Origin of the sequence: Ralstonia pickettii (assembly GCF_016466415.2) — a bacterium.
GTDB classification, from domain to species: Bacteria; Pseudomonadota; Gammaproteobacteria; order Burkholderiales; family Burkholderiaceae; genus Ralstonia; species Ralstonia pickettii.
Window position 1 is genome coordinate 735,143 of sequence record NZ_CP066771.1, and the last position, 24,821, is coordinate 759,963.

At 64.0% G+C, this 24,821-nt stretch carries 27 protein-coding genes; 10 read left to right on the top strand and 17 right to left on the bottom strand.

What is annotated here, in order from left to right; genetic code table 11:
- The first annotated feature begins 11 nt into the window (after positions 1 to 11).
- Entirely contained in the window at positions 12 to 377 is a 366-nt protein-coding gene (locus RP6297_RS03530; protein WP_009238783.1) for a hypothetical protein, read from the top strand.
- A 61-nt stretch (positions 378 to 438) separates the two neighbouring features.
- Here RP6297_RS03530 and RP6297_RS03535 read toward each other — a convergent pair whose 3' ends face one another.
- The 3 genes from RP6297_RS03535 to RP6297_RS03545 all read right to left on the bottom strand — a co-directional run bounded on the left by RP6297_RS03535 (position 439) and on the right by RP6297_RS03545 (position 1,807).
- Entirely contained in the window at positions 439 to 966 is a 528-nt protein-coding gene (locus RP6297_RS03535) for a DUF3318 domain-containing protein (protein WP_009238782.1), read from the bottom strand.
- Complete coding sequence (locus RP6297_RS03540; protein ID WP_009238781.1) at positions 963 to 1,340, bottom strand: phage holin family protein; 378 nt, start codon at positions 1,338 to 1,340, stop codon at positions 963 to 965. Before RP6297_RS03540 ends, RP6297_RS03535 begins: the two co-directional genes overlap by 4 nt.
- Before the next feature lie 140 nt (positions 1,341 to 1,480).
- Positions 1,481 to 1,807: a DUF883 family protein gene (locus tag RP6297_RS03545; protein ID WP_009238780.1), complete on the bottom strand. Its 327-nt coding sequence runs from the start codon at positions 1,805 to 1,807 to the stop codon at positions 1,481 to 1,483.
- Between the two features lie 280 nt (positions 1,808 to 2,087).
- Here RP6297_RS03545 and RP6297_RS03550 point away from each other — a divergent pair, with 280 nt between their 5' ends.
- Positions 2,088 to 2,726, top strand: a complete 639-nt coding sequence (locus RP6297_RS03550; protein WP_004629475.1) for a peroxiredoxin — start codon at positions 2,088 to 2,090, stop codon at positions 2,724 to 2,726.
- Positions 2,727 to 2,857: 131 nt separating this feature from the next.
- Here the strand turns inward: RP6297_RS03550 and RP6297_RS03555 are convergent, their stop codons facing one another.
- Positions 2,858 to 4,240 (bottom strand): NCS2 family permease, encoded by a 1,383-nt coding sequence (locus tag RP6297_RS03555; RefSeq protein ID WP_009238779.1) that lies wholly within the window; start codon positions 4,238 to 4,240, stop codon positions 2,858 to 2,860.
- Positions 4,241 to 4,650: 410 nt separating this feature from the next.
- Entirely contained in the window at positions 4,651 to 5,844 is a 1,194-nt protein-coding gene (locus tag RP6297_RS03560) for an acyl-CoA dehydrogenase (RefSeq protein WP_009238778.1), read from the bottom strand.
- A 103-nt stretch (positions 5,845 to 5,947) separates the two neighbouring features.
- Here RP6297_RS03560 and RP6297_RS03565 point away from each other — a divergent pair, with 103 nt between their 5' ends.
- On the top strand, positions 5,948 to 6,775 hold the full coding sequence (locus RP6297_RS03565) for an IclR family transcriptional regulator (RefSeq protein ID WP_009238777.1): 828 nt from the start codon (positions 5,948 to 5,950) through the stop codon (positions 6,773 to 6,775).
- Between the two features lie 286 nt (positions 6,776 to 7,061).
- On the opposite strand, the gene kynA is transcribed toward RP6297_RS03565, so the two are convergent.
- The 3 genes from kynA to kynB are packed head-to-tail and all read right to left on the bottom strand — an operon-like array spanning position 7,062 to position 9,867.
- Positions 7,062 to 7,898 (bottom strand): tryptophan 2,3-dioxygenase, encoded by an 837-nt coding sequence (gene kynA, locus RP6297_RS03570; RefSeq protein WP_009238776.1) that lies wholly within the window; start codon positions 7,896 to 7,898, stop codon positions 7,062 to 7,064.
- Between the two features lie 40 nt (positions 7,899 to 7,938).
- Positions 7,939 to 9,192 carry a kynureninase gene (gene kynU / locus RP6297_RS03575; protein ID WP_009238775.1) on the bottom strand — a complete coding sequence of 418 codons (1,254 nt, stop codon included), beginning with the start codon at positions 9,190 to 9,192 and terminating at the stop codon, positions 7,939 to 7,941.
- A gap of 45 nt (positions 9,193 to 9,237) precedes the next feature.
- The gene (gene kynB / locus RP6297_RS03580) at positions 9,238 to 9,867 is read right to left on the bottom strand and encodes an arylformamidase (protein WP_009238774.1); all 630 of its coding nucleotides are present in this window, start codon (positions 9,865 to 9,867) and stop codon (positions 9,238 to 9,240) included.
- Positions 9,868 to 10,015: 148 nt separating this feature from the next.
- On the opposite strand from kynB, the gene RP6297_RS03585 reads away from it, so the two are divergent.
- Positions 10,016 to 10,543 carry an Lrp/AsnC family transcriptional regulator gene (locus tag RP6297_RS03585; RefSeq protein ID WP_004629463.1) on the top strand — a complete coding sequence of 176 codons (528 nt, stop codon included), beginning with the start codon at positions 10,016 to 10,018 and terminating at the stop codon, positions 10,541 to 10,543.
- Positions 10,544 to 10,631: 88 nt separating this feature from the next.
- On the top strand, positions 10,632 to 10,838 hold the full coding sequence (locus RP6297_RS03590) for a DUF3079 domain-containing protein (RefSeq protein ID WP_004629461.1): 207 nt from the start codon (positions 10,632 to 10,634) through the stop codon (positions 10,836 to 10,838).
- A gap of 13 nt (positions 10,839 to 10,851) precedes the next feature.
- Here the strand turns inward: RP6297_RS03590 and RP6297_RS03595 are convergent, their stop codons facing one another.
- Positions 10,852 to 11,430 carry a flavin reductase family protein gene (locus RP6297_RS03595; protein WP_009238773.1) on the bottom strand — a complete coding sequence of 193 codons (579 nt, stop codon included), beginning with the start codon at positions 11,428 to 11,430 and terminating at the stop codon, positions 10,852 to 10,854.
- A gap of 180 nt (positions 11,431 to 11,610) precedes the next feature.
- On the opposite strand from RP6297_RS03595, the gene msrA reads away from it, so the two are divergent.
- Positions 11,611 to 12,171, top strand: coding sequence for a peptide-methionine (S)-S-oxide reductase MsrA (gene msrA, locus RP6297_RS03600; protein WP_009238772.1), 561 nt, complete (start codon positions 11,611 to 11,613; stop codon positions 12,169 to 12,171).
- Positions 12,172 to 12,186: 15 nt separating this feature from the next.
- Here the strand turns inward: msrA and RP6297_RS03605 are convergent, their stop codons facing one another.
- From RP6297_RS03605 to pdxH, 3 genes are all read right to left on the bottom strand, one after another.
- The gene (locus RP6297_RS03605) at positions 12,187 to 13,272 is read right to left on the bottom strand and encodes a DUF72 domain-containing protein (protein WP_009238771.1); all 1,086 of its coding nucleotides are present in this window, start codon (positions 13,270 to 13,272) and stop codon (positions 12,187 to 12,189) included.
- Positions 13,273 to 13,276: 4 nt separating this feature from the next.
- On the bottom strand, positions 13,277 to 14,497 hold the full coding sequence (locus RP6297_RS03610) for an SAM-dependent methyltransferase (protein WP_009238770.1): 1,221 nt from the start codon (positions 14,495 to 14,497) through the stop codon (positions 13,277 to 13,279).
- 195 nt (positions 14,498 to 14,692) lie between these two features.
- Entirely contained in the window at positions 14,693 to 15,331 is a 639-nt protein-coding gene (pdxH, locus tag RP6297_RS03615; protein WP_009238769.1) for a pyridoxamine 5'-phosphate oxidase, read from the bottom strand.
- A gap of 205 nt (positions 15,332 to 15,536) precedes the next feature.
- Between pdxH and RP6297_RS03620 the strand changes: the two genes are divergently transcribed.
- The 3 genes from RP6297_RS03620 to RP6297_RS03630 are packed head-to-tail and all read left to right on the top strand — an operon-like array spanning position 15,537 to position 18,929.
- Positions 15,537 to 16,022 carry a sugar dehydrogenase complex small subunit gene (locus RP6297_RS03620; RefSeq protein ID WP_009238768.1) on the top strand — a complete coding sequence of 162 codons (486 nt, stop codon included), beginning with the start codon at positions 15,537 to 15,539 and terminating at the stop codon, positions 16,020 to 16,022.
- Complete coding sequence (locus RP6297_RS03625) at positions 16,022 to 17,644, top strand: GMC family oxidoreductase (RefSeq protein ID WP_009238767.1); 1,623 nt, start codon at positions 16,022 to 16,024, stop codon at positions 17,642 to 17,644. The genes RP6297_RS03620 and RP6297_RS03625 overlap by 1 nt, the downstream gene beginning before the upstream one ends.
- A gap of 1 nt (position 17,645) precedes the next feature.
- Complete coding sequence (locus tag RP6297_RS03630; protein ID WP_009238766.1) at positions 17,646 to 18,929, top strand: cytochrome c; 1,284 nt, start codon at positions 17,646 to 17,648, stop codon at positions 18,927 to 18,929.
- A gap of 24 nt (positions 18,930 to 18,953) precedes the next feature.
- On the opposite strand, the gene RP6297_RS03635 is transcribed toward RP6297_RS03630, so the two are convergent.
- Entirely contained in the window at positions 18,954 to 21,239 is a 2,286-nt protein-coding gene (locus RP6297_RS03635) for an AsmA family protein (protein WP_009238765.1), read from the bottom strand.
- Positions 21,240 to 21,320: 81 nt separating this feature from the next.
- On the opposite strand from RP6297_RS03635, the gene tcdA reads away from it, so the two are divergent.
- Positions 21,321 to 22,223, top strand: a complete 903-nt coding sequence (tcdA, locus tag RP6297_RS03640; RefSeq protein WP_009238764.1) for a tRNA cyclic N6-threonylcarbamoyladenosine(37) synthase TcdA — start codon at positions 21,321 to 21,323, stop codon at positions 22,221 to 22,223.
- On the opposite strand, the gene RP6297_RS03645 is transcribed toward tcdA, so the two are convergent.
- From RP6297_RS03645 to trxA, 4 genes are all read right to left on the bottom strand, one after another.
- Positions 22,191 to 22,559 carry a thioredoxin family protein gene (locus RP6297_RS03645; protein ID WP_009238763.1) on the bottom strand — a complete coding sequence of 123 codons (369 nt, stop codon included), beginning with the start codon at positions 22,557 to 22,559 and terminating at the stop codon, positions 22,191 to 22,193. The genes tcdA and RP6297_RS03645 overlap by 33 nt on opposite strands.
- A 97-nt stretch (positions 22,560 to 22,656) precedes the next feature.
- A complete protein-coding gene (locus RP6297_RS03650; protein WP_009238762.1) occupies positions 22,657 to 23,073 on the bottom strand; it encodes a bacteriohemerythrin in 417 nt (138 codons plus the stop codon).
- 81 nt (positions 23,074 to 23,154) lie between these two features.
- On the bottom strand, positions 23,155 to 23,820 hold the full coding sequence (locus RP6297_RS03655) for a DsbA family protein (RefSeq protein ID WP_009238761.1): 666 nt from the start codon (positions 23,818 to 23,820) through the stop codon (positions 23,155 to 23,157).
- A 10-nt stretch (positions 23,821 to 23,830) separates the two neighbouring features.
- Positions 23,831 to 24,676, bottom strand: coding sequence for a thioredoxin (trxA, locus tag RP6297_RS03660; protein ID WP_009238760.1), 846 nt, complete (start codon positions 24,674 to 24,676; stop codon positions 23,831 to 23,833).
- Positions 24,677 to 24,821 lie beyond the last annotated feature (145 nt).

Consider the following 24,821-nt stretch of genomic DNA (forward strand, 5'->3'; position numbering starts at 1 on the left):
TGGAGGGCGCCATGGAGACCGACAAAGTGCAAGTTGCCCACCCATGGTGGCAGCCGGGAGTCTTTGCATCTGCGCTGGCGATTTTTTTGTGGATCTGCGCGGAGCTGCCTCCCGATATGCTTGGCACCATCTTCCATGCGGGTACGTCGCCCGATTCTCTTCGGCATGTTGGTGACACCCTGTTCGTGATTGGCTGGACCGCCAGCGGCGCGCTGATGTGGAGTGGCCGACGGCGTGTCGCGCATGACGCTGACGTGACAGCGCAGCCGGCTGAGGCGGAAGTTGGCGCCACTGGTCAACCGCACGGGCTTGCTGGTTTGCGCCAGAGCATGGCCCGGCGGTGGGAGCGCATGCGTCATCCGATTCCGCTGCACTGATATTGCGCTGCCGCAAATGAGAAAGGCCGGATTGCCCGGCCTTTTCTTGCGGGCGCAGCCTTCAAGAGGTGCTGCCTGGGATGATCTCCTCCGCATCGGCGTTGGGCGCCGAGGTTGGCGCGCCGGCGTGCTCGCCTTGTGCCTCCTGCCATTTCTTGTAGCCCCACCAGGCCGCTCCGGCCATGATCCCCACCTTGCCGAGCTTGCGCGTGATCCGGCCGATGACGGTGCGGCGCAATCCTGCATACGCGAGCGACAGTACAGTGCCCAGCAGCGGATACTCACGCGCAATGCCCAGCGTCCGCATCAGGCTGTTTGGCCGGGCCAGCGGGCGGAACAGGCTTGGCAGCAATGCTCCGAGGCCGCCCAGGCTGAAGGTACGGCTACTGGCGCGATGGACATCGTTGCGGGCTTGAGCGTAGTCGTAGCGCTCCAGCGCGGCGCGCGTGAGCAGCAATTCCTTGCGCACGCTCAAGGGCAGGCGTGTCTCGGCGCCGCGGCGTGACGGCCGCACATGGTGCCGCGCGCTCGATGCGGGTTCGTTCACGGATGTGCCCGGTGACGGCGCGTGTTCGGTCGGATCAGTCATCGGCGCAGGATCTCCCGGTCTTTGTCTAGTTCGGCCAGCGTGGCCTCGAACAGCGGCGGTGCGTCGCGCAGCAGCGAACGCACCTTCCACAGGCACGCTGCAGCGCCCAGCGCATACAGCGCCGCCATCACGGCAAGGGACTGCCAGCGATACGTATCCCAGCACAGGATGACCACCAGCGCCGTCAGCGTCATGATGGACAGGGCGATCAGGCTCACGGCCAACATGCCCAGGAAGGCGGTGCCGAGCAGCCGTTCTTTTTCTTCAGCCAGCTCGACGCTCGCCAGCTCGAGCCGCGTCTGCAGCATCGAGACGACCGTGCCGGCCAGTTTCTTCAAGGAAGCGAACAGCTTGGGGCTGGTGTCGTCGGTCATGAGGAGTGGAAAGGGTGCGAGGCGGATGGCGCCAGTGCCAACACAGCACGCGCCATGCCCGGAATGGAACCGCGAAAATGCAACTGGCCGATGGCGCGATCCACAGGGCGCGCGCCATCGGCCAGGAAGGGTGCCGCGGGTTACTTGCGGTTGAGCAGCAGGCCGATCAGCAGGCCTACGCCGGCCGCCACGCCTACGGCTTGCCACGGGTGGTCGTGGACGTAGTCGTCGGTGGCGCGTGCAGCAGCCTTGCTCTTGTGGACGACCGCGTCTTGCAGGTCCTGCGCCTTTTCCTTGGCTTGGCGGAGCATGCCCATGCCGCGCTCGCGCAACTCGGCGGCCTTTTCGCCGCTGCTGGACGCAGCTTGTTTGAGCAGGGTTTCAGCGTCGGACAGAACAGTTTTCACGTCGGTCATCAGTTTCTCCTTATTGACGGAATCGGCCAGGTTGGGGGAAGTGTTCGTCATGGTCGGGTCCTCGTTATCGGGGTGGGTCAATCGTCAATATGTCGGCGCGCTTATTCGCTAGCATATGTGTGGGCGTTGCGAAACTTCAAGCGCCCGCATTGCGCATGCTGCGATGGATCAAGACCGCAGTCATTGTCCGGCAATGTGCGCATGCCTTCCACCTTGTTGTCAGCAAATGCCGGGCCTAATGACGAAAAGTGATGTTGTTGTGAATTTATAGTCGTTTTGGTTGGATGGCAATCTGGCTATAGTGGTTCCCAATCTGTGTATGGAGGACACGATGTCTCTACGTTTGGGCGATATCGCCCCTGATTTCGAGCAGGATTCAAGCGAAGGCCGCATCAAGTTTCATGAGTGGCTGGGCAACAGCTGGGGCGTGCTTTTCTCGCACCCGGCCGACTACACGCCCGTTTGCACCACCGAACTGGGCCTGACCGCCAAGCTGAAGGACGAATTTGCCAAGCGCAATGTCAAGGCGATTGCGCTGTCGGTCGATTCGGTCGAGTCCCACAAGGGCTGGATCAACGATATCAACGAGACGCAGAACACCAGCGTCAACTTCCCGATCATTGCCGATCCCGATCGCAAGGTTTCGCAGCTGTACGACATGATTCATCCGAATGCGAGCGAGACGTTTACCGTGCGTTCACTGTTCGTGATCGATCCGAACAAGAAGATTCGCCTGACGATTACGTATCCGGCATCGACAGGGCGCAATTTCAATGAAGTGCTGCGTGTGATCGACTCGCTGCAGTTGACCGAGTACCACAGCGTGGCCACGCCGGGTAACTGGCAGGACGGCGATGACGTGGTCATCGTGCCGTCGCTGAAGGATGAGGAAGTCATCAAGCAGAAATTTCCGAAGGGCTACAAGGCGTTGCGCCCGTATCTGCGCCTGACGCCGCAGCCCAACAAGTGACCGTCTCCTTGGTAGTGTGATTGCCGCCCGGCCCTGTGCCGGGCGTTTTTTGTCGTGCCGTGCAAAACAAAACCGGCCAGCCCTTTCGGGTCTGGCCGGTTTGTCTTTTTTGAAGACGGTGCCGTGTGTGATCAGATCGCCCAGCCGCCTACGTAGAACGCGACCAGTGCAGCGGCGATCGCCACGGTGCCGATGTTCAGCTTGCGCCATTCGCCGGCCACCAGGCGGCCGATGACCAGCGTGCTGAAGCCAAGCATGATACCGGTGACGATATTGCAGGTCAGCACGATGAACACGGCGCAGACCAGCCCGGACAGCGCGTCGACCATGTCGTCCATGTGCAGCTTGCTCACGCTGGAGAGCATCAGCAAGCCGACATACATCAGCGCCGGGGCCGTTGCGTACGACGGCACCAGTCCCGCCAGCGGCGAGAAGAACATCACGGCCAGGAACATCAGGCCGACCACCACGGCCGTCAGGCCCGTCTTGCCGCCAGCCGCCACGCCAACCGTCGACTCGATGTAGGCGGCCGCAGGAGCCCCGCCGAAGAACGCCGAGAAGATCGAGCTGATCGAATCGGCCGTGAGCGCGCGACCACCGTTGATGATGTGGCCCTTGTCGTTGAGCAGCCCGGCCTGGCCGGCGACTGCGCGGATCGTGCCGGTGGCATCGAACACGGCGGTCATCACCAGAGCCAGCACGCTGGGCAGCACGGCGGCCGTAAGTGCGCCGCGAATATCCATTGTGCCGATCAGCGAGGCATGCCCTGCAGCGGCGAGCGAGGGCACGGCGAACACGCCGGTGAACTTCACGGCCGGATCAAAGATCAGGCCCAGGACCGAGATGGCAATGATCACGATCAGGATGCCGCCCGGCACGCGACGACGCTCCATGCCGAAGATGGCGGCCAGCCCCAGCACAGACATCATCACCGGGAAGGCAGTGACGTGGCCCAGTGCAACGGGCAGGCCCGTACCGGCGTTCTTGACGACCAGCCCCACGTCGTTGGACGCGATCAGCAGCAGGAACAGGCCAATGCCGATGCCCGTGCCGTGTGCGACGCCCGAAGGCAGGTTGCGCAGAATCCACGAGCGCACGCCCGTAGCCGAGATGGCGGTGAAGACCACACCCATCAGGAACACCGCGCCGAGCGCGATTTCCGGCGACAGCTTTTGCCCCAGCACCAGGCCAAAGGCCATGAACGCGGTCAGCGAGATTGCGCAGCCGATGGCGATCGGCAGCTTGGCCCACAAGCCCATGAGCAGGGAGCCGAAGGCGGTGGTCAGACACACCGCGACGAACACTGCGCTGGTATCAAAGCCGGCCTTGCCCAGCATGCCGGGCACGACAAATACGGCGTAGACCATCGCCATGAAGGTTGTGATGCCAGCCACGACCTCGCGCTTTTGCGTGCTGCCGCGTGCAGAAATCTGGAAATAGCGATCAATGGCACGCGCATCGGCGATGCCAGCGGTGCCAAGTTCCGTCGACGACGGAATGGACTGTTCAGCCATGGTGGGTTTGTCTCCTGGCAGGACTCCGCGCCGGCCGATCTTGGTCGTCCGCGTAGGGTGCCCTGTTCTGGTTTTGATATCGGTACGGGTGCCTGCGTACGCGCGCCGGCATTCTCCAGACCGTTGTCTCGCGATTGGTTTTGTCGCGTGGCGCTGCAATCTGCGTGTGGATCGCGCGCTCGTTCTATCGGTGTGAGGGACGTGCGGCCCAACAATCCGCCGACACTTGGACCGAAGCATAGACGCGCGCTACCGCCGATTCATGCGGCGTAGCGTATCCCGGTCATTTGCAAATTGGTATATCGCGAGGGGCGGAGAACAACGGTGCCCAGGACGGGCGAGAGGTGCAGCCACGGGTGTGGCGAGTGGTGCACGAGTGTGCCCCAACTCGCCGGAAAAACAAAGCGCAATCAGAAGAACGCCTGAATGCCGGTCTGTGCGCGGCCGAGGATCAGCGCGTGGATATCGTGCGTGCCCTCGTAGGTATTCACGACTTCCAGATTCACCACGTGGCGGATCACGCCGAACTCGTCGGAGATGCCGTTGCCGCCCAGCATGTCGCGCGCCACGCGGGCGATGTCGAGCGACTTGCCGCACGAGTTGCGCTTCATGATCGAGGTGATTTCCACCGCGGCCGTGCCTTCGTCCTTCATGCGGCCCAGGCGCAGGCAACCTTGCAGGCCGAGCGTGATTTCGGTCTGCATGTCGGCCAGCTTTTTTTGCACGAGCTGGTTGGCGGCGAGCGGGCGGCCGAACTGCTTGCGATCCAGCACGTACTGGCGTGCGATGTGCCAGCAGGCTTCGGCAGCGCCCAGCGCACCCCACGCGATGCCGTAGCGCGCCGAGTTCAGGCACGTGAACGGACCCTTCAGGCCGCGTACGCCCGGCATCAGGTTGTCTTCCGGCACGAACACTTCGTCCAGCACGATTTCACCAGTGATCGACGTACGCAGGCCAACCTTGCCGTGGATGGCAGGCGCCGTGAGACCCTTCCAGCCCTTCTCCAGGATGAAGCCGCGGATTTCGTCCTCGCCGTTGTCGTTCGGCAGCTTGGCCCACACGACAAACACATCGGCGATGGGCGAGTTGGTGATCCACATCTTGGCGCCCGACAGCGAGTAGCCGCCGTCGACCTTCTTGGCGCGCGTGATCATCGAGGCCGGGTCGGAACCGTGGTTCGGTTCGGTCAGGCCGAAGCAGCCGATCCACTCGCCGGTGGCCAGCTTGGGCAGATACTTCTGCTTTTGCGCCTCGCTGCCGAATTCGTAGATCGGCACCATCACGAGCGACGACTGCACGCTCATCATCGAGCGGTAGCCTGAATCCACCCGTTCGACTTCACGTGCGATCAGGCCGTAGCTGACGTAGTTCAGGCCCGGGCCGCCGTACTGCTCGGGAATCGTCGGGCCCAGCAGGCCCAGCTCGCCCATCTCACGAAAGATCGACGCGTCGGTCTTTTCGTGCCGGAACGACTCCAGCACGCGCGGCATCAGCTTGTCCTGGCAGTACGACGCGGCGGCGTCGCGCACCATGCGTTCGTCGTCGGTCAGTTGTTGGTCGAGCAGCAGGGGGTCGGCCCAATTGAAGGCGTTGCGAGCGGTCACGGCGGTCGTCTCCGAGTCGTTGTTGTTCCGATATACGGAACACAGTTTCGAAATTTAGGGCTATGATAGCGCAACCGCCGACGATTTCCAGGGCTTTTTTGCCATGAGCACGACCCGCCTCCCCGATCCCGAATTCGACACCGCGCCCGCCGAGTCGAGCGACCCGAATTTCGTCACGGCACTCGCGCGCGGGCTGGAACTGCTGCGCGCATTCCGCCCTGGCGATACGTTGCTCGGCAACCAGGAATTCGTCCGGCGCACGGGCTTTCCCAAGGCCACAGTCAGTCGATTGGCGGGCACGCTGGTCTCGCTCGGTTATCTGCGCTACGACGATGCGCTCGGCAAATACGGGCTCGACGCCGGTGTGCTCGCACTCGGGTTTGCCTACCTGGCCTCGAGCGACGTGATCCAGCTCGCGCGGCCACACATGAGCGCGTTTGCGCAGCGCTTTGGCGTGTCGATCTCGCTCGGCAAGCGCGATCGGTTGGATATGGTTTATCTGGAGACGATCCGCCACGACAGCCCGTCGATGAGCGGGTCGTCCGGGCTGGGCGTGGGCTCGCGGCTGTCGCTGCTGTCGAGTTCGATGGGCCGGGCGTATCTGGCTTCGTTGCCCGCCGCGCGGCGTGAGCGCCTGTACGAAGCACTGCGCACGCAGCAGCCGGCGCAGTGGGCGGCAGAAGGTGCCGCCGCAGATGACGCTGTCAAAGCCGGCGTACGCAACGGCTACGCCGTATCGCTGCGCGACTGGCATCCCGCCATCCACGCATGCGCAGTCGCGTTCTTCGCGCCAAGCCAGCGCGAGCCGTATGTCGTGAGTTGCAGCGCGCCATACACCTCCGCCGATGCAGAGCGCATCCGCGACGAACTGGCCCCCGCGCTACGCGAGTTCGCGGCACGGCTAGGCCAAGTGGTTGAGCCCGCCGCGTAGGCCGCTCTAAGATTAGTCAGAACCTGCTCTGCCGCCGGACCTTGCATCCAGACGGTGTGGCCGTACCCGGCCCTAGATGGCGCCTTGGATTTTTGTCGCGGGGAGGAAAAAGGAAGGAGCCCTGTTTGAGCGCAGCGAGTTTGGCTCCTTCCCCTTCCCGTGACACAAATCCAAGGGGAAGTCGCCATCTCGGGCGCGCCTTTCTTTGCTTACTTTCTTTGGCAAGACAAAGAAAGTGAGTCAGCCCCGGCAGGGGATGAAACCAGAGATCGACCAATAGCAAAAGTCACAAGTCAGTCCGCAACTTCCAAAGCTCCGGAAACAACACCACGTCCAGCATCTTCCGCAGGTAACCGACGCCCTCGGTGCCGCCCGTCCCACGCTTGAAGCCAATCACGCGCTCCACCGTGGTCACATGCCGGAAGCGCCATTGCCGGAACGCATCTTCCAGATCGACGAACTTCTCAGCCAGCTCGTACAGCTCCCAGTGGTGCGTCGGGTCTCGATAGACCTCCAGCCACGCCGCTTCCACCGAGGCGTTGTAAGTCACGGGACGCGACCAGTCACGCTCGATGCAATCTGCGTCGAATGCAAAGCCGTGACGCGCCATGTAACGCACCGCCTCGTCGTACAGCGACGGCGTTTCCAACGCAGCCCTGACCTGTTCGTAATGCTCGGTGCGATGCGCGTGCGGCTTGAGCATCGCCGCGTTCTTGTTGCCGAGGATGAACTCGATCTCGCGGTACTGATACGACTGAAAGCCTGACGATTGCCCGAGGTGCGGACGCATGGCCGAGTACTCCGGCGGCGTCATCGTGGCGAGCACGTTCCACGCCTGCACCAGCTGATCCATGATGCGCGACACGCGCGCCAGCATCTTGAACGCAGGCGGCAGGTTGTCATTGCGCACGCAATCCCGCGCGGCGCGCAACTCGTGCAGCATCAGCTTCATCCACAGCTCGGTGGTCTGATGCTGAACGATGAAGAGCATCTCGTTGTGATCCGGCGAGCGCGGGTGTTGTGCGTTCAATATCTGGTCGAGCGCGAGGTAGTCGCCATAGCTCATCGATTTTGAAAAATCGAGCTGCGCGTCGTGCCAGCCTTCGCCCTGGGCGGCATGCATGGGGCAGCCCGATGCTGCGGGTTGGTTCGGGTTCGACATCTCAGGTCACCAGCGTACGTTCGTTGAATTGGGCCGATTGCCACGCGCCGGTTTCCAGCACATCGCGCAACACCTCCACGGCATCCCACACATCGGCAAAGCTCGTATACAGCGGCGTGAAACCGAAGCGCATGATGCGTGGCTCGCGGTAGTCGCCGATCACGCCGCGCGCGATCAGTGCCTGCACCACGGCATAGCCGTTGGGGTGTTCGTAGCTGACATGGCTGCCGCGGATGGCGTGGTTACGCGGCGTTACGAGCGTGAGGGGAAAGCCTGCGCAGCGCGTTTCCACCAGCGTGATGAAGAGATCGGTGAGCGCCAGCGACTTGGCGCGCAGGGCGGCCATCGACGTCTGCGCGAAGATGTCGAGCCCGCATTCCACCATCGCCATCGACGTGATCGGCTGCGTGCCGCACAGGAAGCGGCCGATGCCGGCATCGGCGTCGTAGCGCGACTCCATCGCGAACGGCCGCACGTGGCCCCACCAGCCCGATAGCGGCTGCCAGAAGCGCTCGCGCAACGCCGGTGCCACCCACACGAAGGCTGGCGAGCCGGGGCCGCCGTTGAGGTATTTGTAGGTACAGCCGATGGCGTAATCCGCGCCGCCTGCGTGCAGGTCAACGGGCACAGCGCCCGCCGAATGCGCCAGATCCCAGATGGCCAGCGCGCCGTGCTTGTGCGCCAGCGCCGAGACGGCCGCCATGTCGTACATGTGCCCGCTCTTGTAGTTCACGTGCGTCAGCATGGTGACGGCGACGTCGTCGCCCAGCGCCCCTTCCAGTTCTTCCGGCGAGTCGATCAGGCGCAGTTTGTAGCCGTCGCGCAGCAGGTCGGCCAGGCCTTCAGCGATGTAGAGGTCGGTCGGAAAGTTATGCGTTTCCGACACGATGATCTTGCGGGCGGGCGCGTCTTCGCGCTGCACGCGAATCGCGGCGGCCAGCACCTTGAAGAGATTGATCGATGTGGTGTCGGTGACGACGACTTCGTCTTCGCGCGCACCAATCAGCGGGGCAAGCTTGTTGCCCAGGCGGCGCGGCAACTCAAACCAGCCGGCCTGGTTCCAGCTGCGGATCAGGCCATCGCCCCATTCGTTGGCGACGACTTCCTGCGCGCGGGCGAGCGCAGCTTTCGGGCGGGCGCCCAGAGAGTTGCCGTCGAGATAAATCACGCCGTCGGGCAGCGCAAAGGCGTCGCGCAGCGCGGCGATCGGATCGGCCGCGTCGCGTTCGACGCAGGAGTTGCGGGTGATGGTCATGTGAATGCCGGGTGAAAAGGGGTGGGTGTTCTGTCGTTGTGTCGATCAGGGGAGGCTGCGCAGCACGGCGCGCACCGGACTCGCATCGAGCGTGGCGAACTTGAGTGGCAGGGCGATCAGTTCGTAATCGCCGGCGGGCACTTCGTCGAGCACGAGCCCTTCGAGGATGGCGAGGCCGTGTTTGCCCACGGCGTGGTGCGCGTCCATGGTCTTGGAGGTCTGCGGGTCGAGCGAGGCGGTGTCGACGCCAATGAGCTTGACGCCGTGCGCGGCCATCAATGCGATCGTCTCGGGCGCAACGGCGGCAAAGTCGGCGTCCCACGCGGTTTGCGGCATCTGTGCGTACGTTCGCAGCAACACGCGCGGCGGTACGTCGGTCAATGCATCGCGCACGTGTTCGGGCTCGACGCGCGCCGCGCCCACACAGTGAATAACGCGGCACGGGCCCAGGTAGGCGTCCAGCGGCACCTGGCCGATGGCAGCGCCGTCCGCGCGGTAGTGCAGCGGGGCATCGGCATGCGCACCCGTGTGCGGCGAGAGAGTGATGCGCCCGACGTTGACTGGGCAGTCACCTTCGAGCTTCCACGCAATTTCCTGCGAAAACGGCGTATCGCCGGGCCAAGTGGGCGTGGCAGGCGAGAGGGCGGGGCTGATGTCCCACAAAGTGCGTTCCAAGGCGGCTCCGGGGCGGAAAATTCGTTGAATCCGTGCCGAAATGATAGGGAAATCCGCGCGCAATGGGTTTGCATAATCGTGCGCGTCATCGCATCAGATTCGCATAAAATGCAAAGTAATCAAAATATGACGCAAGGAAGCGCGAAGAATGCAACTCGATACCACCGATCTGCGCATTCTGCAGGTGTTGCAGGAAGACGGCCGCATCAGCAACCAGGATTTGGCGGAGCGCGTCGCGCTGTCGCCGTCGGCCTGTCTGCGGCGTGTGCGGATGCTGGAAGAGGGCGGCGCCATCACCGGTTATCGGGCGCAACTGGGCCGCGCCGCGCTCGGGCTGGAACTGGAAGCGATCGTGCAGGTGTCGATGCGCCAAGACGTGACGGGCTGGCACGAGACGTTCATGGCCGCCGTGCAGAGTTGGCCCGAGATCGTGGCCGCTTACATCATCACCGGGGATTGCAACTACATCCTGCGCGTGCAGGCGCCCAACCTGCAGCACTACTCGGAGTTCATCATCGAGCGGCTGTACAAGACGCCTGGCGTGATGGACATCCGCTCGAATATCGTTCTGCGCACCATCAAGGACCGCGACGGCGGTCTGGCGCTGTTGATGGAAGCGCGGGGCGTGCGTCCGCTCGAGGGCAAGGCGACGGGCAAGGGCGGGAGAGCAAAGTAGAAAGTGGCGCCGGACTTTCTGACGAGAATCAATCCCCTACTGAAAGCATGCGCGGATAGTGGCCCTGTGTTGTCGACCGGAGCGGGCCATGGCCAAGAAGTTTCCGCTGCATCCTGTGCACCCCGAGCGCATCTGCTGGGGCTGCGACAAGTATTGCTCCACCGACGCCCTGGGCTGCGGCAACGGCTCGGGCCGCACGCAGCACCCCGCCGAGCTGCTCGGCGACGACTGGTATGAATTCGGGGATTGGGGCATCGACGCGGACGCGCCGCAGAAACCAGGCACGCCCGCCTAATATGGCTGGCTGGTCAGTCGCCGATGCGCGTGAGCGACGAGAACGCGCCTCGATGGAACACCAGCGGTGCGCCATTCGCGTCGATCACGCCGCAGCGCTCGACTTCACCGACGAAGATGACGTGGTCACCCTCGTCATATCGGCTGCGGTTATGGCACTCGAACCAGGCCAGTGACTGCGCGAGGATCGGCAGGCCGGTGGGGCTCAGGCGGTAGTCGATGTTGGCAAAGCGGTCGCCCTTGAGCGTGGCGAAGCGCTTGCACAGGGCCAGTTGCTCGGCTGCGAGAACATTGATGACGTAGTGCGAGCCTGCGTGGAACAACGGAAATGAATTCGCCTGCACGCCCAGGCTCCACAGCACCAGCGGCGGGTCCAGCGACACTGAATTGAACGAGCTGGCCGTCACCCCGACGAACGCCGGCGTACCTGGCCGGCCTTCCGAGCGCGTGGTGACCACCGTCACGCCAGTGGCAAACTGGGACAGGGCATGCCGGAAATGCGCGGCATCGAAATCGGGCGGGGTGGCGCGGCCATGTGGGCGTCGATGCGCCGACGCCTCGCGCGCGGAAGATTCCGGGTCGCGCGCATCCATGGGAATGGCTCCGTTTTGGTCCATGAAAACTACCGAAAGTAATGCTCAATTGTAACGGACGCGCGATAGGCCGCGCCCGGGTAGGGCTTTGCATGATTCTGCGGTCATATGGGGGAGCCTGTGTCAGGATTAGAGCCTTCGGCCGACCAATGGCAGCCCAATCAATGCAGGAGAATCCGAATGACTGAACAACGCGCCCTTGAAACCGCCGTCCTGGGCGGAGGCTGCTTCTGGTGCCTGGAAGCCGTGTTCCAGCAGGTGCAAGGGGTGCAGAGCGTGGTGTCCGGCTATGCCGGCGGCCATGTCGATCGCCCGAGTTACCGTGCCGTTTGCAATGGCAACACTGGTCATGCCGAAGTGGTGGCCGTGAAGTTCGACCCCGCCGTGATCCCGTATCGCGAGATTCTCGACATCTTCTTCGCCATTCACGACCCGACCACGGTTGATCGCCAGGGCAACGACGTTGGCCCGCAATACCGCTCGGCCATCTTCGCGCAAACGCCCGAGCAACTGGCGACGGCGCGCACGGCCATCGCCGAGCTGGGCGCCAGCGACATCTTTGAAGCGCCCATCGTGACCGAACTGGTGGATGCCGCTGACGGCAAGGTCACCTTCTGGCGTGCCGAGGACGAGCACCAGAACTACTTCCGCGACCACCCGGCCCAGGGCTACTGCGCGTTCGTCATCTCGCCCAAGGTGGCGAAATTCCGCAAGCAGTTCGCACACCGCTTGCAGGGTTAGGAGAGGACGCCGAGGCTACGCTGCGTCTGCCGGCAAGCGCGCGGCAATGGCCTCGGCCAGCTTGATGCACGACAACGGGGATGATCCTTCTGCCTTGTTGCTGACCAGGATCGTTACCCTGCGCCCAGCCGCCAGCGCGGCGACCGCCATGTCGGCCAGCGTTTCGCGCGAGAACGGGTCTTCATCGACGAGCTTGTTGAACGGTTTGTACGCTGCTTCGGCTTGCGCGTAGCGATAGCGGCTGTTCAGGTTCCAGCGCACCACCAACGGGCCACCCCCACCTTCATCCAGCAGCGCAACGGCGGCCGCTTGCCGGTCCACTGCCGGCATCCGCTCATGCAGGCCGACGCAATAACGCACCCCCGCCGCGCGCAGCATTTTGATGAAGCGCGGCGTGAGCAGCGTGGCGTCGCGCAATTCCACCGCGTAGACGGCGTCGGGATTGAGCTGCGGATCGAGTGGCGGCAACGCGGCCAGGAACGCCGCAAGCCGTTCCACAAAACCGGTGGCATCTTCAGCCAGCGCGCCCAGCGGCGAAAGCTGAAACACCAGCGGCCCGCATCGCGTCCCGAGCCCGCGGGTGGCCGGCTCGACAAAGTCGCGGATCGCAAATTCGGCATTCAGGAAGGCAGGATTGGCCATGCGCCCGCGCCCGTCCGATTCACGAATCCACGCGTCGCATACGGCAGAGGTTGCCTTGACGGCAAAGCGGAAGTCTTCCGGCACGCTAGCCGCGTAGGCGACGTAGTCCGCCAGTGGGATCGGCGAATAGAACCCGCGATCGATGCTGACCGTGCGCAGCAGCGGGTGCTGGGCATACGCCGCCAGGCCCTTGCGGGCGAGCATCGATTCGGAATACTCGCCCGCATATACCAGCCCGTCCCACCCCGGATACGACCATGACGACGTGCCGATGCGCAGGGCGCGCGGCAAGCGCTGCGCGAGCGCAGCCACATCGGGCGCAATTACGGCCGGCTGCACGCCCTGTCGCGCGGGCGAGCGTTTGGGTTTCGGTGCGGAGGTGCCGGGTTCGGCGGTCGCGTTGTCGCTTAGGGCGGGCGGCGCGCCGAACAGATCGTCGATGGGGGAGCTGTCGGTCAAATGGTTACGCGTAGATATAGCGGCGCGACCACGGGATCGTCGTCGCCGACTTGCCGGCCTTCTGCAGCACGGTCTGGAAGATCGAGATTTCGTCGGCGTCGAAGGCGTGTGCGCAGCCGGCCAGGTAGACGCGCCAGATGCGGTACTTCTTCTCGCCCACCATTGCGCGGATGGTTTCGCCGTTGGCCTCGAAGCGCTCGGCCCAGTGTTCGAGCGTGCGCGCATAGTGGCGGCGCAGGCTTTCAACGTCAAGCGCTTCCAGGCCGCCATCCTGCGCGGCGCTCAGCGCCAGCGAGATGTGCGGCAGCTCCCCTTGCGGAAAGACATAGCGATCGATGAAATCGCCGCCGCCCATCGAGCTTTCGCCGCCGGCCGAGTCCGACGACGTGATGCCGTGGTTCATCGCAATGCCGTTGTCGGCCAGCAGGTCGTGCATGCGGCGGAAATACCCGGGCAGGTTCTTGCGGCCGACGTGCTCGAACATGCCGACGCTGGTGATGCGGTCAAACTGGCCGGTCAGGTCGCGGTAGTCCTGGATGCGGATTTCGATCTGGTCTTGCAAGCCGGCCGCCCGCACGCGTTCGGTGGCGAGATCGTACTGGTTTTGCGACAGCGTCACGCCCAGGCAACGCGCGCCGTACTTCTGGGCGGCACGCAGCACCAGCGCACCCCAGCCGCAGCCGATATCGAGCAACGTCTGCCCGGGCTGCAAGCGGATCTTGGTGAGGATGTGGTCGATCTTCTTGAGTTGCGCCTCGTCGAGCGTTTCATCGCCGTTCTCAAAGTAGGCGCAGGAGTAGACCATGTTCTCGTCCAGCCACAGTTTGTAGAAGTCGTTGGAAACGTCGTAGTGGTACTGGATCGATTCCTTGTCGCCTTCCTTCGTGTGGGCGAAGTGGCGCACCACGCGGGCCAGCGCATTGCCGCTGCTGACCGCGGCCGCAGCAGCCAGGCTGTAGCTCACATTGATGATGTCCGCCAGCTTGCCGTCCAGGTCGATCTTTTCCTGGACGTACGCCTCGCCAAGGTTGTTCAGCGTTGGGGAGAGCAGCAGCGGCAGAGCGCTCGCTTCGCGCACGGTGAGCGTGACGCGGGGCTGCTCGAAGCGGCCCAGCTCGTATTGATCACCGTTCCATAACCGCAGGCGCACGGGAAGGTTGGCAGACTCGCGGATGTCCTGGATCCACTGCTCAAGTTTGCGGTCAATCGCCTGTTGGAAAAACATGTCGACGCCTCCCTGATGTGCCAGTGTTCGGGACGGCCATCGGATTGCGGCCCGAACGGATCACTTTAGCTTACGACAAACTTTCCCATTGTGCTGTGCGGGTCTTACGGGGACGTGCCGGACCGATCCTTCGGCAGCAAGCGCCGTGCCGGCATGACGCGATGCGCAATAACGTATTGCGCATCTGCCGTCAGGCTACGGGGCGAGGCGGACGATTGTCCAGCTGCCGTCGGCATGCTTGCGGTACTCCAGCCGATCGTGCAGCCGCGACGGGCGGCCTTGCCAGAATTCCAGCCGCTCGGGCAGCAGCCGGTAGCCGCCCCAGTGGGGCGGGCGCGGCGGGGCGTCGCCAAAGCGCTGGCGGTATTCGGCTTCGCGAGCTTCCAGCGTGGCGCGATCGGGCACTTCGCTGCTTTGCTCCGAGGCCCAGGCGCCCAGACGGGAGCCGAGCGGGCGCGAGTGGTAATAGGCATCGCTTTCGGCGTCGCTCACTTTTTCGACGATGCCCTGGATGCGCACTTGCCGCTCCAGCCCGATCCAGTGGAACAGCAGCGCTGCGCGCGGATTGGCGGCCAGTTCTTCGCCCTTGTGGCTGGCGTAGTTCGTGAAGAAGGTGAAGCCGCGCTCGTCCAGGTTCTTGAGCAGAACGATGCGGGCCGAGGGCTGGCCATGCGGGTCGACGGTGGCGAGCGTCATGGCGTTGACTTCAGCGATCTCGGCCTTCAGGGCCTCGTCGAACCAGCGGCGGAACTGGCGCAGGGGGTTGGCGTCCACGTCGGCGATGTCGAGCGAAGCGCGGGCGTAATCGGTACGGATATCGGCAATGGAGGTCATGAGCGTGGCGAATGCGGCATGCGAACGGGCCGAGTATAGACAAACACCGCCTGCCGTTATTTTCTTGCGCGCAAAAGGCCTGGCACGGTTTGCGCTTGCGGCGGGAGGCTGGCGATCCGTTTTGCGCCGCTTTATTGGCTAGTCAAGGGTATCAGGCTGCGGCGCTCGCCGCGTCTGCCACAAAAATTTCAACAGGATGTCGAAAATGGTCCCCCGTTCCCATGATCCCGACACCCCTGCCGGCTTGACGCGCCGCCAGTGGCTGCAGGGCACACTCGCGTTGGCCGCGGCCGGGCTGGCGGGCTCGCAGGTGCTGCGCGCGGTCGCCCAGGGCCCGACTGAATCGCTCGATGCATTCATCGCGTTGTCACAGGCGCTGACGGCCCGGCCCGCGCTGGATCGCGGCGTGGGCACGCGGTTGCTGGCGGCGCTTGGCAAATCGAGCGCCGACTTTGCCGCGCAATTGCGGCCGCTGGCGCAGGCGTTGGCAGTGGGCTCGCTTTCCGATGCGCAGCAGAAGACCGCGCTGCAGATTCTGGAAGCGTGGTACCTGGGTGTGGTCGACGGCAATGTCGTCACGTACGAGCAAGCGCTGATGTATAGCGTGGTTTCAGACACGCTCGTCATGCGCACGTATTGCCCCAACCAGCCCGGCTTCTGGGCCGAGCCCCCCGTCGAGAGGCAAGCCTGATGGCCCAATCTGAACAAACTCGCCAACAAGCCGATATCGTGGTGGTGGGCTCCGGCGTGGCCGGGGCGCTGGTGGCGTACGAGCTGGCGCGCGCGGGCAAGTCAGTGCTGATGCTCGAAGCCGGCCCGCGCCTGCCGCGCTGGGAAATTGTCGAGCGCTTCCGCAACCAGGCCGACAAGATGGATTTCATGGCGCCGTATCCGTCAACGCCATGGGCACCGCATCCGGAATATGGCCCGCCCAACAACTACCTCGTGCTCAAGGGTGAGCATCAGTTCAACTCGCAGTACATCCGGGCGGTGGGCGGCACGACGTGGCACTGGGCCGCATCGACGTGGCGCTTCCTTCCGAACGATTTCAAGCTGCGCAGCGTGTATGGCATCGCGCGCGACTGGCCGATCCAGTATCAGGATCTGGAGCGCTATTACGGCCTGGCCGAAGAGGCCCTCGGCGTCTGGGGACCGAACGACGAAGACCTCGGTTCGCCGCGTAGCCAGCCTTATCCGATGACGCCGCTCCCGCTCTCGTTCAGTGAACGCACGATCAAGGACGCGCTCAATGCGCACGACGCGAGCTTCCACGTGGTCACCGAGCCGGTGGCGCGCAACAGTCGCCCGTACGACGGTCGCCCCACCTGCTGCGGCAACAACAACTGCATGCCGATCTGCCCGATCGGTGCGATGTACAACGGCATCGTGCATGTGGAGAAAGCCGAGCAGGCCGGCGCACGGCTGATCGAGAACGCCGTGGTCTTCAAGCTCGAAGTCGGCCCCAACAAGCGCATCGTGGCGGCGCGGTACAAGGATTCGAAAGGCGCCGAGCACCGCGTGGAAGGCAAGTGGTTCGTGCTGGCTGCCAACGGCATCGAAACGCCCAAGCTGATGCTGATGTCGACCAGCCAGGATTTTCCGAAGGGCGTGGGCAACAGCTCCGACATGGTGGGGCGCAACCTGATGGACCATCCCGGCACCGGCGTGAGCTTCTATGCCGACCGCAAGCTATGGCCGGGACGCGGGCCGCAGGAAATGACGTCGCTGATCGGCTTTCGCGATGGGCCGTTTCGCGCCACGCAGGCTGGCAAGAAGCTGCACCTGTCGAACATCTCGCGCATCGAGCAGGAAACGCAGCGCATCTTCAAGGAAGGCAAGCTCATCAAGCCGGCCGACCTCGATGCACGCATTCGCGACCAGGCCGCGCGCTACGTGCAGTTCGACAGCTTTCACGAGATCTTGCCGCTGCCCGAGAACCGCATCGTGCCGAGTGCGACGGAAGTGGACGCCATCGGCATTCCACGCCCCGAGATCACGTACCACATTGACGATTACGTCAAACGCAGCGCCGTGCATACGCGGGAGGTCTACGCGACGGCAGCCCAGGTAATGGGCGGCACCAATGTCGAATTCCACGACGACTTCGCACCCAACAATCACATCACCGGCGCAACCATCATGGGGGCCGATCCGAAAGACTCCGTGGTCGACAAGGATTGCCGGACCTTCGACCATCCGAATCTGTTCATCAGCAGCAGTTCCGCCATGCCGACGGTGGGCACCGTCAACGTGACGCTGACCATCGCGGCACTGGCCCTGAGGATTGCCGATCAACTGAAGAAGGAGGCGTGAGATGAAAGCGATCGCTTCCTTCTCGCTGCTGTTGCTGACTGGCCTGCTGGCGAATGCGTGGGCGAAGGACACGCCGGCCGACACCGCACAGATCAAACGCGGCGAATACCTCGCCATTGCGGCCGACTGTGCAGCCTGCCACACGGCACCGGGCGGCAAGCCGTTTGCCGGCGGCTTGCCGATGCAGATCCCGATGCTGGGCACAATCTACAGCAGCAACATCACGCCCGATGAAAGGACCGGCATCGGCAAATGGACCTACGAAGAATTCGAGCGCGCCGTGCGAAAAGGCGTGGACGATGACGGCAATAATCTGTATCCCGCCATGCCGTATCCATCGTACGCAAAGATCAACGATGCGGACATGCGCGATCTCTATGCGTACTTCCGCAACGGCGTCACGGCGGTGGAAAACCGACGGCCGCGCAGCACCATCCGCTGGCCGCTGAACATGCGCTGGCCGCTCAAGCTGTGGAACCTCATCTTCCTCAAGAGCGAGCCGTACGTAGCGAAGGCCGACAAATCTCCGACGTGGAATCGCGGTGCGTACCTCACGCAAGGGCTGGCACACTGCGGCACGTGCCACACGCCGCGCGGTTTCGCCATGCAGGAAAAGGCACTGGATGAGCGCGCCAGCGGTTATCTGGCGGGCTCAACGCTCGCGGGCTGGACGGCATTCAACATCACCTCGGACCCAACGAGCGGCATCGGTGCCTGGAAGCGGGAACAGCTCGTGCAATACCTGCGCACCGGCAGCGTGCCCGGCGTGGCGCAAGCCGCGGGCCCAATGGGCGAAGCGGTGCAGCACAGCTTCTCGCGGATGACGATGCAGGACGTCGAGTCCATCGCCGAATATCTGCGGACCGTGCCTGCGGTGAGCAACAACCTTGAACGCGCACGGCAGGATTGGGGCAAGCCCGCCACCGATGTGACAGCGCTGCGCGGCAAGCCCATCGAGACCACCATCGACGCCGCGCGTCTGTACCTCGGCAATTGCGCCACGTGTCACCAGGCCGATGGACGCGGCACGCCTGATGGCTATTACCCGCCGCTGCTGCACAACTCGACGGTCGGGACGCGGGACACGACCAACCTGGTGCAGGTGATCCTGTTCGGCATTGAACGCAAGGCAGGCGACAAGCACATCGGCATGCCGGCGTTTGGGCGTGAGCTGTCCAACGAACAACTCGCCGCGCTGACGAATTACGTCACACGCCAGTTTGGCGACCCGGCCACGCCGGGGGTGACTGCCGAAGCCATCGCAAAGCGGCGTTCATTGCAGTAGCGGCGATGGTGCCGGCGGCGGGGTTCAGCCGCCGGTGGTCAGCGGTTCGCGCGACGGCGGGCCTGCGCGACGCTGCGGCGCTGCGGTCTTGCCCGAGTCGGGCTGCGTCGACTTCAAATCGCCTTCCGGCGTGCGGCCCGGCTTCTTGCTGTGATATGTCTGGCCGGGCGGCGGTGCGATCGGGCGTTGGCGCACATCCGCGAGCAGCTTGCCGCAGGCGCTTTCGGGCGCCGGCTTGAGCTCAAGCACAGGCAGTACCGCCGCCACCGGCGCCGTCAGTGCCAGCGCCACTGCGCCGCCTGCCCGCAGCGCCACGACGGCCGGGTTGACCGACACATCCGGATGCTTGTAAGTGCCCTTCACATACAGCGGCGTGCGCAGCGAAAACACGCGCAGCCCCTTCGAATCCGGATGGATGGTGAAGTCCAGCGCTTCCTGCTTGAAACTCGTCGCGCCGGTCACGTCGATGACGGCATCCTGTGTATCCACCACGAACGTGCGTGCCTGCGCCAGCCCATTGCTCACGGCAAAGTCGCCGGCCGCGCAGTTGATGGTGACCTGCTTGTCGCCAAAGAGCTTGGTCAGGATCACGTTGCCGACGTTCAGCCCCATGGCTTCCAGGATGAACTTGCTGATGGTGCCTTGCTCCACCAGGATCTTCACCTCGCCGTTGGAAGAGCCGAGCAGTGCCGACACCGAGTTGCCCGTGGCCGAGAGCCGCGCATCGCCGTTGATCTCGCCCACGCTTGCACGCACGGACTCGATCTTCGGGAACAGTTGCTTGATCTTGAAGTGCCGTGCTGCCAGCGCGGCGCGCGCCTGCATGGGCGTGGCATGCCCGTCGAGCTGGATGTTGGAGCTGAGCGTACCGCCCGCAACGCCGAAGTTAAGCGGGTCCAGCGTGAGCACCGCATCCTGCAATTTGACGTGCGTAACAAGGTGGTTGATCGGCAGATCTGCGGTGTGGACGATGCGCTCGCCGGTAAACTTCACGTCGGCATCGATGGCGTTCCAGCGATCGGTGCGGAAGGGCTCCACCGGCAGCACCTTGTCGGCAGGCTGGCGCACGGTCTTGCTGTCGCCGGGGTCGGTGCTCGGGTCAGCGCGCTTGGCCTTGCTGGCGTTGGAGTCGGCGCCGATGATGGGCGCGAGGTCGGCAAACAGCAATTGATGCGAAACCAACTCGCCCGTCAATTGCGGACGGGGCTCGCGCATCGTATAGGCGAGGGTGCCGCCTAAATCGGAGCCGCCCACGCGGCCTGTGAATTTCTCGTAGCGCCACGTCGAACCCCGTTTTCGCAACTCGCCGATCAGCCTGCCGCGCGTGTCGAAGGGGGGCGTATCCGGCAGCACCACGCCAGTCAGCGGATACAGCTGCGCCATGCTCGCGCCCGACAAGTGCAGGCGTAAGTCGATCGCTGTCAGGCTGGCGGGGTTGGTGAGCGTGCCGGCCAGGTCAATGCGTGTCTTGCCGACCGTCACGTCGGCCTGCAGCGGGTAGGGCCGTTGCGCGTCCTGCAGGCGGAGCACGCCGCCCGCCTTCCCGCTACCCGTGATGGCGGCGTTGTTATAGGTGCCCTTGACCGTCCACGCAATTCCATAAGGCTGCTGCGGATCCGGCGCCGCCGGCGTCTGTGCCGCGGTAGCGGAGGCTGCGGCGCCGGACGCAGCCGGCTCCTTGGCGGGCTGATCCGCGCTTTTGATGGCCGTGCCGTTAGCAGCGGTGTACAGCGTCTGGTTGTCTATGGTGTCGACGGTTGCCGTCAGGTGAATGCGCTTGATGTCGTCGTCCAGCGCCAGCGAGCCCCTGCTGAACGCAATTTCGCGCAGGTCCAGTTTCCAGTCTGAGGGCTTCTTGTTGTTGCCTTCGCCGCGCGTCAGATCGAACGTCCAGTTGTTGCGGTTCTGCTTGTCGCGCTCAAGCGCAATCGCGGGGGTGTCGAGTGTGACGCTCGGGATGACAATGCGATGCGCGAGCAGCGGCAGCGCCTCCAGCACAAACGTGAGTTGCCGGATGGTGGCCACGTTCGGCTGCTTGGCCCAATCCGGGTTTCCGACGGTGATGTCGTTGGCAATGAACCGAGGCCAGGGCACGTAAGCACGCCAGCCGGATTCGCCTTCGGGCTTCTTCCACGTGAGCACCAGATCGCCGTTGATGGCGAAGGGGCGTCCGATGGCTTGCGAGACGCGATCATTGAGATAAGGCCTGGCGCGGTTCCAGTCGAACGTCAGCACAAAGATGACCGCCGCTGCCACGATGACGACGGGTGTGATGACCAGTCCGAGGGCGAGTTTGCCGGATGTACGCATCGTGTTTTTGTCGGTATTGGCACAAAAATGCGACCGCGCGCGTTGATATATAGTTCGGCGCAACCACGATTCAATTGTGTCATGAGCCAAGTAGCAATCAGCGCGCCAGCGCACCCGCCCATCCTCGATGACGAATACGCACGCCGCTTTGGTGGGGTTGCCCGGTTGTACGGCCCCCAAGCGCTTGAGCGTTTCGCGGCGGCGCACGTTTGCGTGATCGGTATCGGCGGCGTGGGCTCGTGGGTGGCCGAGGCAGTGGCGCGCTGCGGTGTCGGCAAATTCACGCTGATCGACCTCGATCACATCGCGGTGTCCAACACCAACCGCCAGATCCACGCGCTGGGCGACGCGTATGGCATGGCCAAGGTTGACGCCATGGCAGAGCGCATTCTGCAGATCAATCCGCGCGCCGAGATCAGCCGCATTGATGATTTCGTGACGGTCGAGAACGCCGAAGCATTGCTCGGCCATCCGTTCGATTACGTGATCGACGCGATCGATGCGGTGAAAGTGAAGACGGCCATCATTGCGTTCTGCAAACGCACCGGCAAACGCGTCGTGACGTGCGGCGCCGCGGGTGGGCAATTGGACCCCACGCGCATTCGCGTGACCGATCTCTCGCGCACGATTCAAGACCCGCTGCTGGCCAAGGTGCGCGGCAACCTGCGTCGCCAGCACGGCTTTTCGAAAAACCCGAAGTCGCGTTTTGGTATCGACGCGGTGTTCTCCGACGAGCCGCTGCGCTACCCCGAACCCGAGCAGCAGGCGTGCGCTGTGGAGTTGCCGGTCGAGTCCAGCCACGCCGGCATCGACGACCTTGCAGCGGCGGGCCACATTGCCGTGGTCAACGCGCCGCCCGCGCCACAGCCTGCGCAGGGGCCGCAGGGCCTGGCATGCGCGGGGTTTGGTTCGTCCGTATGTGTGACGGCGGTGTTCGGGATGGTGGCCGCGTCAACGGCGCTGCGGGCGATCGCCGGCGTCTGATGGCGTATTGCTTGATCGAGGAATGACCTGATCGAGCTTCTCGCGGATGGTGTCGGCATATACGCCCGACCATCCATCGCGGGGCTGGCTGTTGGCAAAGACCACAAAACCGGGCATGACCGACACGCCGTATCGATCGGCGGTGTGCTGGTTTTCGTCGAAGTCCATCGTGACGAAGGTGGCACGTCCGGCGTAGCTCGATTCCATCTGCTCGAGGCTGGCCACGGCGGACTGGCTCGGGTGGCTCCACTCCGCGGCAAAGCACACCACCACCGGGTTGCGTTGCGAGGCGTCGATCACATCGGATTGAAACGAGGCATCGTTGACGGTCTTCATGGGCGCTCCCAGAGTGGAGTGGACGCCCGCGCAACGAAGGCCTGCGGGCAGGGCCACTCTGACTCTAGGCAGCGGACCGCCGGTCGACAACCTGTGTTCAGCCAACGTGCTCCATGGTGCGCATCGCGTTGCCCATTTGCGCCAGATACGTCGTCATCATGCGGTCCATCACGTCGACATGCTGCGCAAACCAGGCGGGCAATTCCGCCACCAGCCGACGGCCCAGTTCCATCTCGCCAGCGGCGGCGCGCTTGCGCACTTCGCGGCAAAGCGCCAGCACATTGTCGTGTTCGCCGCGGTGGCAGTGGCGCGGGGGGAAGTCGGCCGCGTCCATCCAGGCGTTTTCTTCAGCGAAGTGGTGCTCGGTGTGGTCGATGAAGGCATCGAGCGCGCCAATGAACTCGGCATCCGATGCATCTGCAACGGCATTGAGCAAGGCACAGAACTCGACGTGGTTGGCGTCAGTGGCAGCATCTCCGAGTTGGAGTGCCTCCGACCATTCGATCACGGGCATGGCAGGCTGAAGAATTGGATGGGCGAGGCGATCAGCTTAAGCGACGCACACCACGCCGCAGTTTGACGACGGGCAAACGTATTAGCCGGCGTCCGGCGCGGGATGTTGCTGCAGCACTTCCACCGCCCGCGCATAGAGCGCCACGGACGGGGCATAGCCACGCCCGATCTGGTACAGCGTGCCGCCCTGTTCGGCCAGCAAGCTGGGGAAGCCGGTGATACCCCAGCGGCGCGACAGGCGGAAGTCTTCGCGCGTTTCATCGCGCAGCGCATCCGTGTCGAACACAGCATCGAAGTGTTCCGCCTCGACGCCATTGGCGAGCGCAACGTCGCGCAGCACACCGGCCTGTGTGGTGTCGCGGCCTTCGCCGTAGAAGGCGTGCTGGATGGCATGGAAGAAGGTGAGCACGCGTTCGTCGTCCTCTGCCCAGTGTTCGCGCGCCATGACGACGGCGCGGCAGGCGGGTTCGGTGTCGTAGACGAAGCCGTCACGGCGCATCGCCACCGCGGGCGACTGGTCGAACGGCATGCCGCTGCGTTCGGCCACGGCATGCCAGTGGTGGAGGATTTCGTCGCGCTTGTCTGCGGCCATTGGTTCGCGCTGCCCGGGGCGCAGGCCGCCGGTGATGACCGTAACAGGCGCCGGTGCGCCCAGCGTGTCCGCCAGCCGCTTGCGCAGGTCAGCCAACTGTGGACCGAAGCCGTAGCACCAGGAACACATCGGATCGGCCACGTAGATCAATCGCATGATGGCTGCCTCAATTCAATTTGGACGCAAGCTGCCGGCGCCAGTGTGATACCGCCTGGGGCGCGTCGCGCATCATGTCGAACACCGAAACCATGGTCTTGCGCGCAATGTCGTCGCGGAAGGCGCGATCCCGCTCGACGATGGCGAGCAATTGCTCCAGGGCGGCTTCGTAATCCTGGCCGGCGATGTACTGCTGTGCCAGGTCGAGCCGTGCCTGCAGATTGTCCGGTTGCGCTTGCACGACCGTGCGCAAGGCGCCGGCATCGGGCAGCGTATCGGCCCGTTCGGTGGCCCTCAGGCGCGTTTCCAGCGGGGCATAGCGCGCATCCTGCGGCGCCTTGGGTGAAAGCAAGGCGAATTCGCCCTGCGCGGCATGCGCGTCGCCGGTGTCGAGGAGCAGGTTCACCAGCGCAAAGCGCGCGGCATCGAAGCCGGGGTCGAAGGCCAGCGCGTTCTGGAACGCTTCGCGCGCGAGGGCGGTTTCGCCGGCTTGGCTCGCGGCGAGCCCTTCGCGATAGGCGACTTCGGCGGGTTGCGGAATCACGCGGTCAAGGAAGGCACGCAATTGCGCTTCGGGCAACACGCCGACGAACTGGTCGACCGGCTTGCCATCGACGAACGCCACCACGTACGGGATGCTGCGCACATGGAACTGGGCAGAAAGTTCCGGGTTTTCGTCTGAGTTGATCTTCGCGAGCTTCCATTTGCCGGCATATTCGGCCTCCAGCTTTTCCAGCATCGGGCCCAATGTGCGGCACGGGCCGCACCACGGCGCCCAGAAATCGACCAGCACCGGGATCTGGCGTGAGGTTTCGACCACTTCCTGCGCGAAATTCTGCGAGGTGATGTCGCTCATCGTCGGGCTTCTCCTGAGGGGCAATGGCGCCGGCATATCCGCCGGCGAGAGGTATCGTGCATTTTACTTGGGGTGGGCCGGGCCGTTTCGAGGCCGCCTGCCGTCCGTCTGCCCGCCGCATAACGTATGTCAGAGCAACGGTTGA

Bases quoted from the DNA above. Each gene is read 5' to 3' on its own strand.
- RP6297_RS03540 (WP_009238781.1), bottom strand. From the start codon at position 1,340: ATGACCGACGACACCAGCCCCAAGCTGTTCGCTTCCTTGAAGAAACTG.
- RP6297_RS03650 (WP_009238762.1), bottom strand. From the start codon at position 23,073: ATGCCCGTGATCGAATGGTCGGAGGCACTCCAACTCGGAGATGCTGCC.
- trxA (WP_009238760.1), bottom strand. From the start codon at position 24,676: ATGAGCGACATCACCTCGCAGAATTTCGCGCAGGAAGTGGTCGAAACC.
- RP6297_RS03590 (WP_004629461.1), top strand. From the start codon at position 10,632: ATGGCCAAGAAGTTTCCGCTGCATCCTGTGCACCCCGAGCGCATCTGC.
- RP6297_RS03530 (WP_009238783.1), top strand. From the start codon at position 12: ATGGAGACCGACAAAGTGCAAGTTGCCCACCCATGGTGGCAGCCGGGA.
- kynU (WP_009238775.1), bottom strand. From the start codon at position 9,192: ATGACCATCACCCGCAACTCCTGCGTCGAACGCGACGCGGCCGATCCG.
- RP6297_RS03555 (WP_009238779.1), bottom strand. From the start codon at position 4,240: ATGGCTGAACAGTCCATTCCGTCGTCGACGGAACTTGGCACCGCTGGC.
- RP6297_RS03535 (WP_009238782.1), bottom strand. From the start codon at position 966: ATGACTGATCCGACCGAACACGCGCCGTCACCGGGCACATCCGTGAAC.
- pdxH (WP_009238769.1), bottom strand. From the start codon at position 15,331: ATGACCTCCATTGCCGATATCCGTACCGATTACGCCCGCGCTTCGCTC.
- RP6297_RS03565 (WP_009238777.1), top strand. From the start codon at position 5,948: ATGAGCACGACCCGCCTCCCCGATCCCGAATTCGACACCGCGCCCGCC.
- RP6297_RS03625 (WP_009238767.1), top strand. From the start codon at position 16,022: ATGGCCCAATCTGAACAAACTCGCCAACAAGCCGATATCGTGGTGGTG.
- RP6297_RS03655 (WP_009238761.1), bottom strand. From the start codon at position 23,820: ATGCGATTGATCTACGTGGCCGATCCGATGTGTTCCTGGTGCTACGGC.
- RP6297_RS03595 (WP_009238773.1), bottom strand. From the start codon at position 11,430: ATGGATGCGCGCGACCCGGAATCTTCCGCGCGCGAGGCGTCGGCGCAT.
- kynA (WP_009238776.1), bottom strand. From the start codon at position 7,898: ATGCATGCCGCCCAGGGCGAAGGCTGGCACGACGCGCAGCTCGATTTT.
- RP6297_RS03645 (WP_009238763.1), bottom strand. From the start codon at position 22,559: ATGAAGACCGTCAACGATGCCTCGTTTCAATCCGATGTGATCGACGCC.
- RP6297_RS03610 (WP_009238770.1), bottom strand. From the start codon at position 14,497: ATGTTTTTCCAACAGGCGATTGACCGCAAACTTGAGCAGTGGATCCAG.
- RP6297_RS03635 (WP_009238765.1), bottom strand. From the start codon at position 21,239: ATGCGTACATCCGGCAAACTCGCCCTCGGACTGGTCATCACACCCGTC.
- RP6297_RS03545 (WP_009238780.1), bottom strand. From the start codon at position 1,807: ATGACGAACACTTCCCCCAACCTGGCCGATTCCGTCAATAAGGAGAAA.
- RP6297_RS03550 (WP_004629475.1), top strand. From the start codon at position 2,088: ATGTCTCTACGTTTGGGCGATATCGCCCCTGATTTCGAGCAGGATTCA.
- msrA (WP_009238772.1), top strand. From the start codon at position 11,611: ATGACTGAACAACGCGCCCTTGAAACCGCCGTCCTGGGCGGAGGCTGC.
- tcdA (WP_009238764.1), top strand. From the start codon at position 21,321: ATGAGCCAAGTAGCAATCAGCGCGCCAGCGCACCCGCCCATCCTCGAT.
- RP6297_RS03630 (WP_009238766.1), top strand. From the start codon at position 17,646: ATGAAAGCGATCGCTTCCTTCTCGCTGCTGTTGCTGACTGGCCTGCTG.
- RP6297_RS03585 (WP_004629463.1), top strand. From the start codon at position 10,016: ATGCAACTCGATACCACCGATCTGCGCATTCTGCAGGTGTTGCAGGAA.
- RP6297_RS03620 (WP_009238768.1), top strand. From the start codon at position 15,537: ATGGTCCCCCGTTCCCATGATCCCGACACCCCTGCCGGCTTGACGCGC.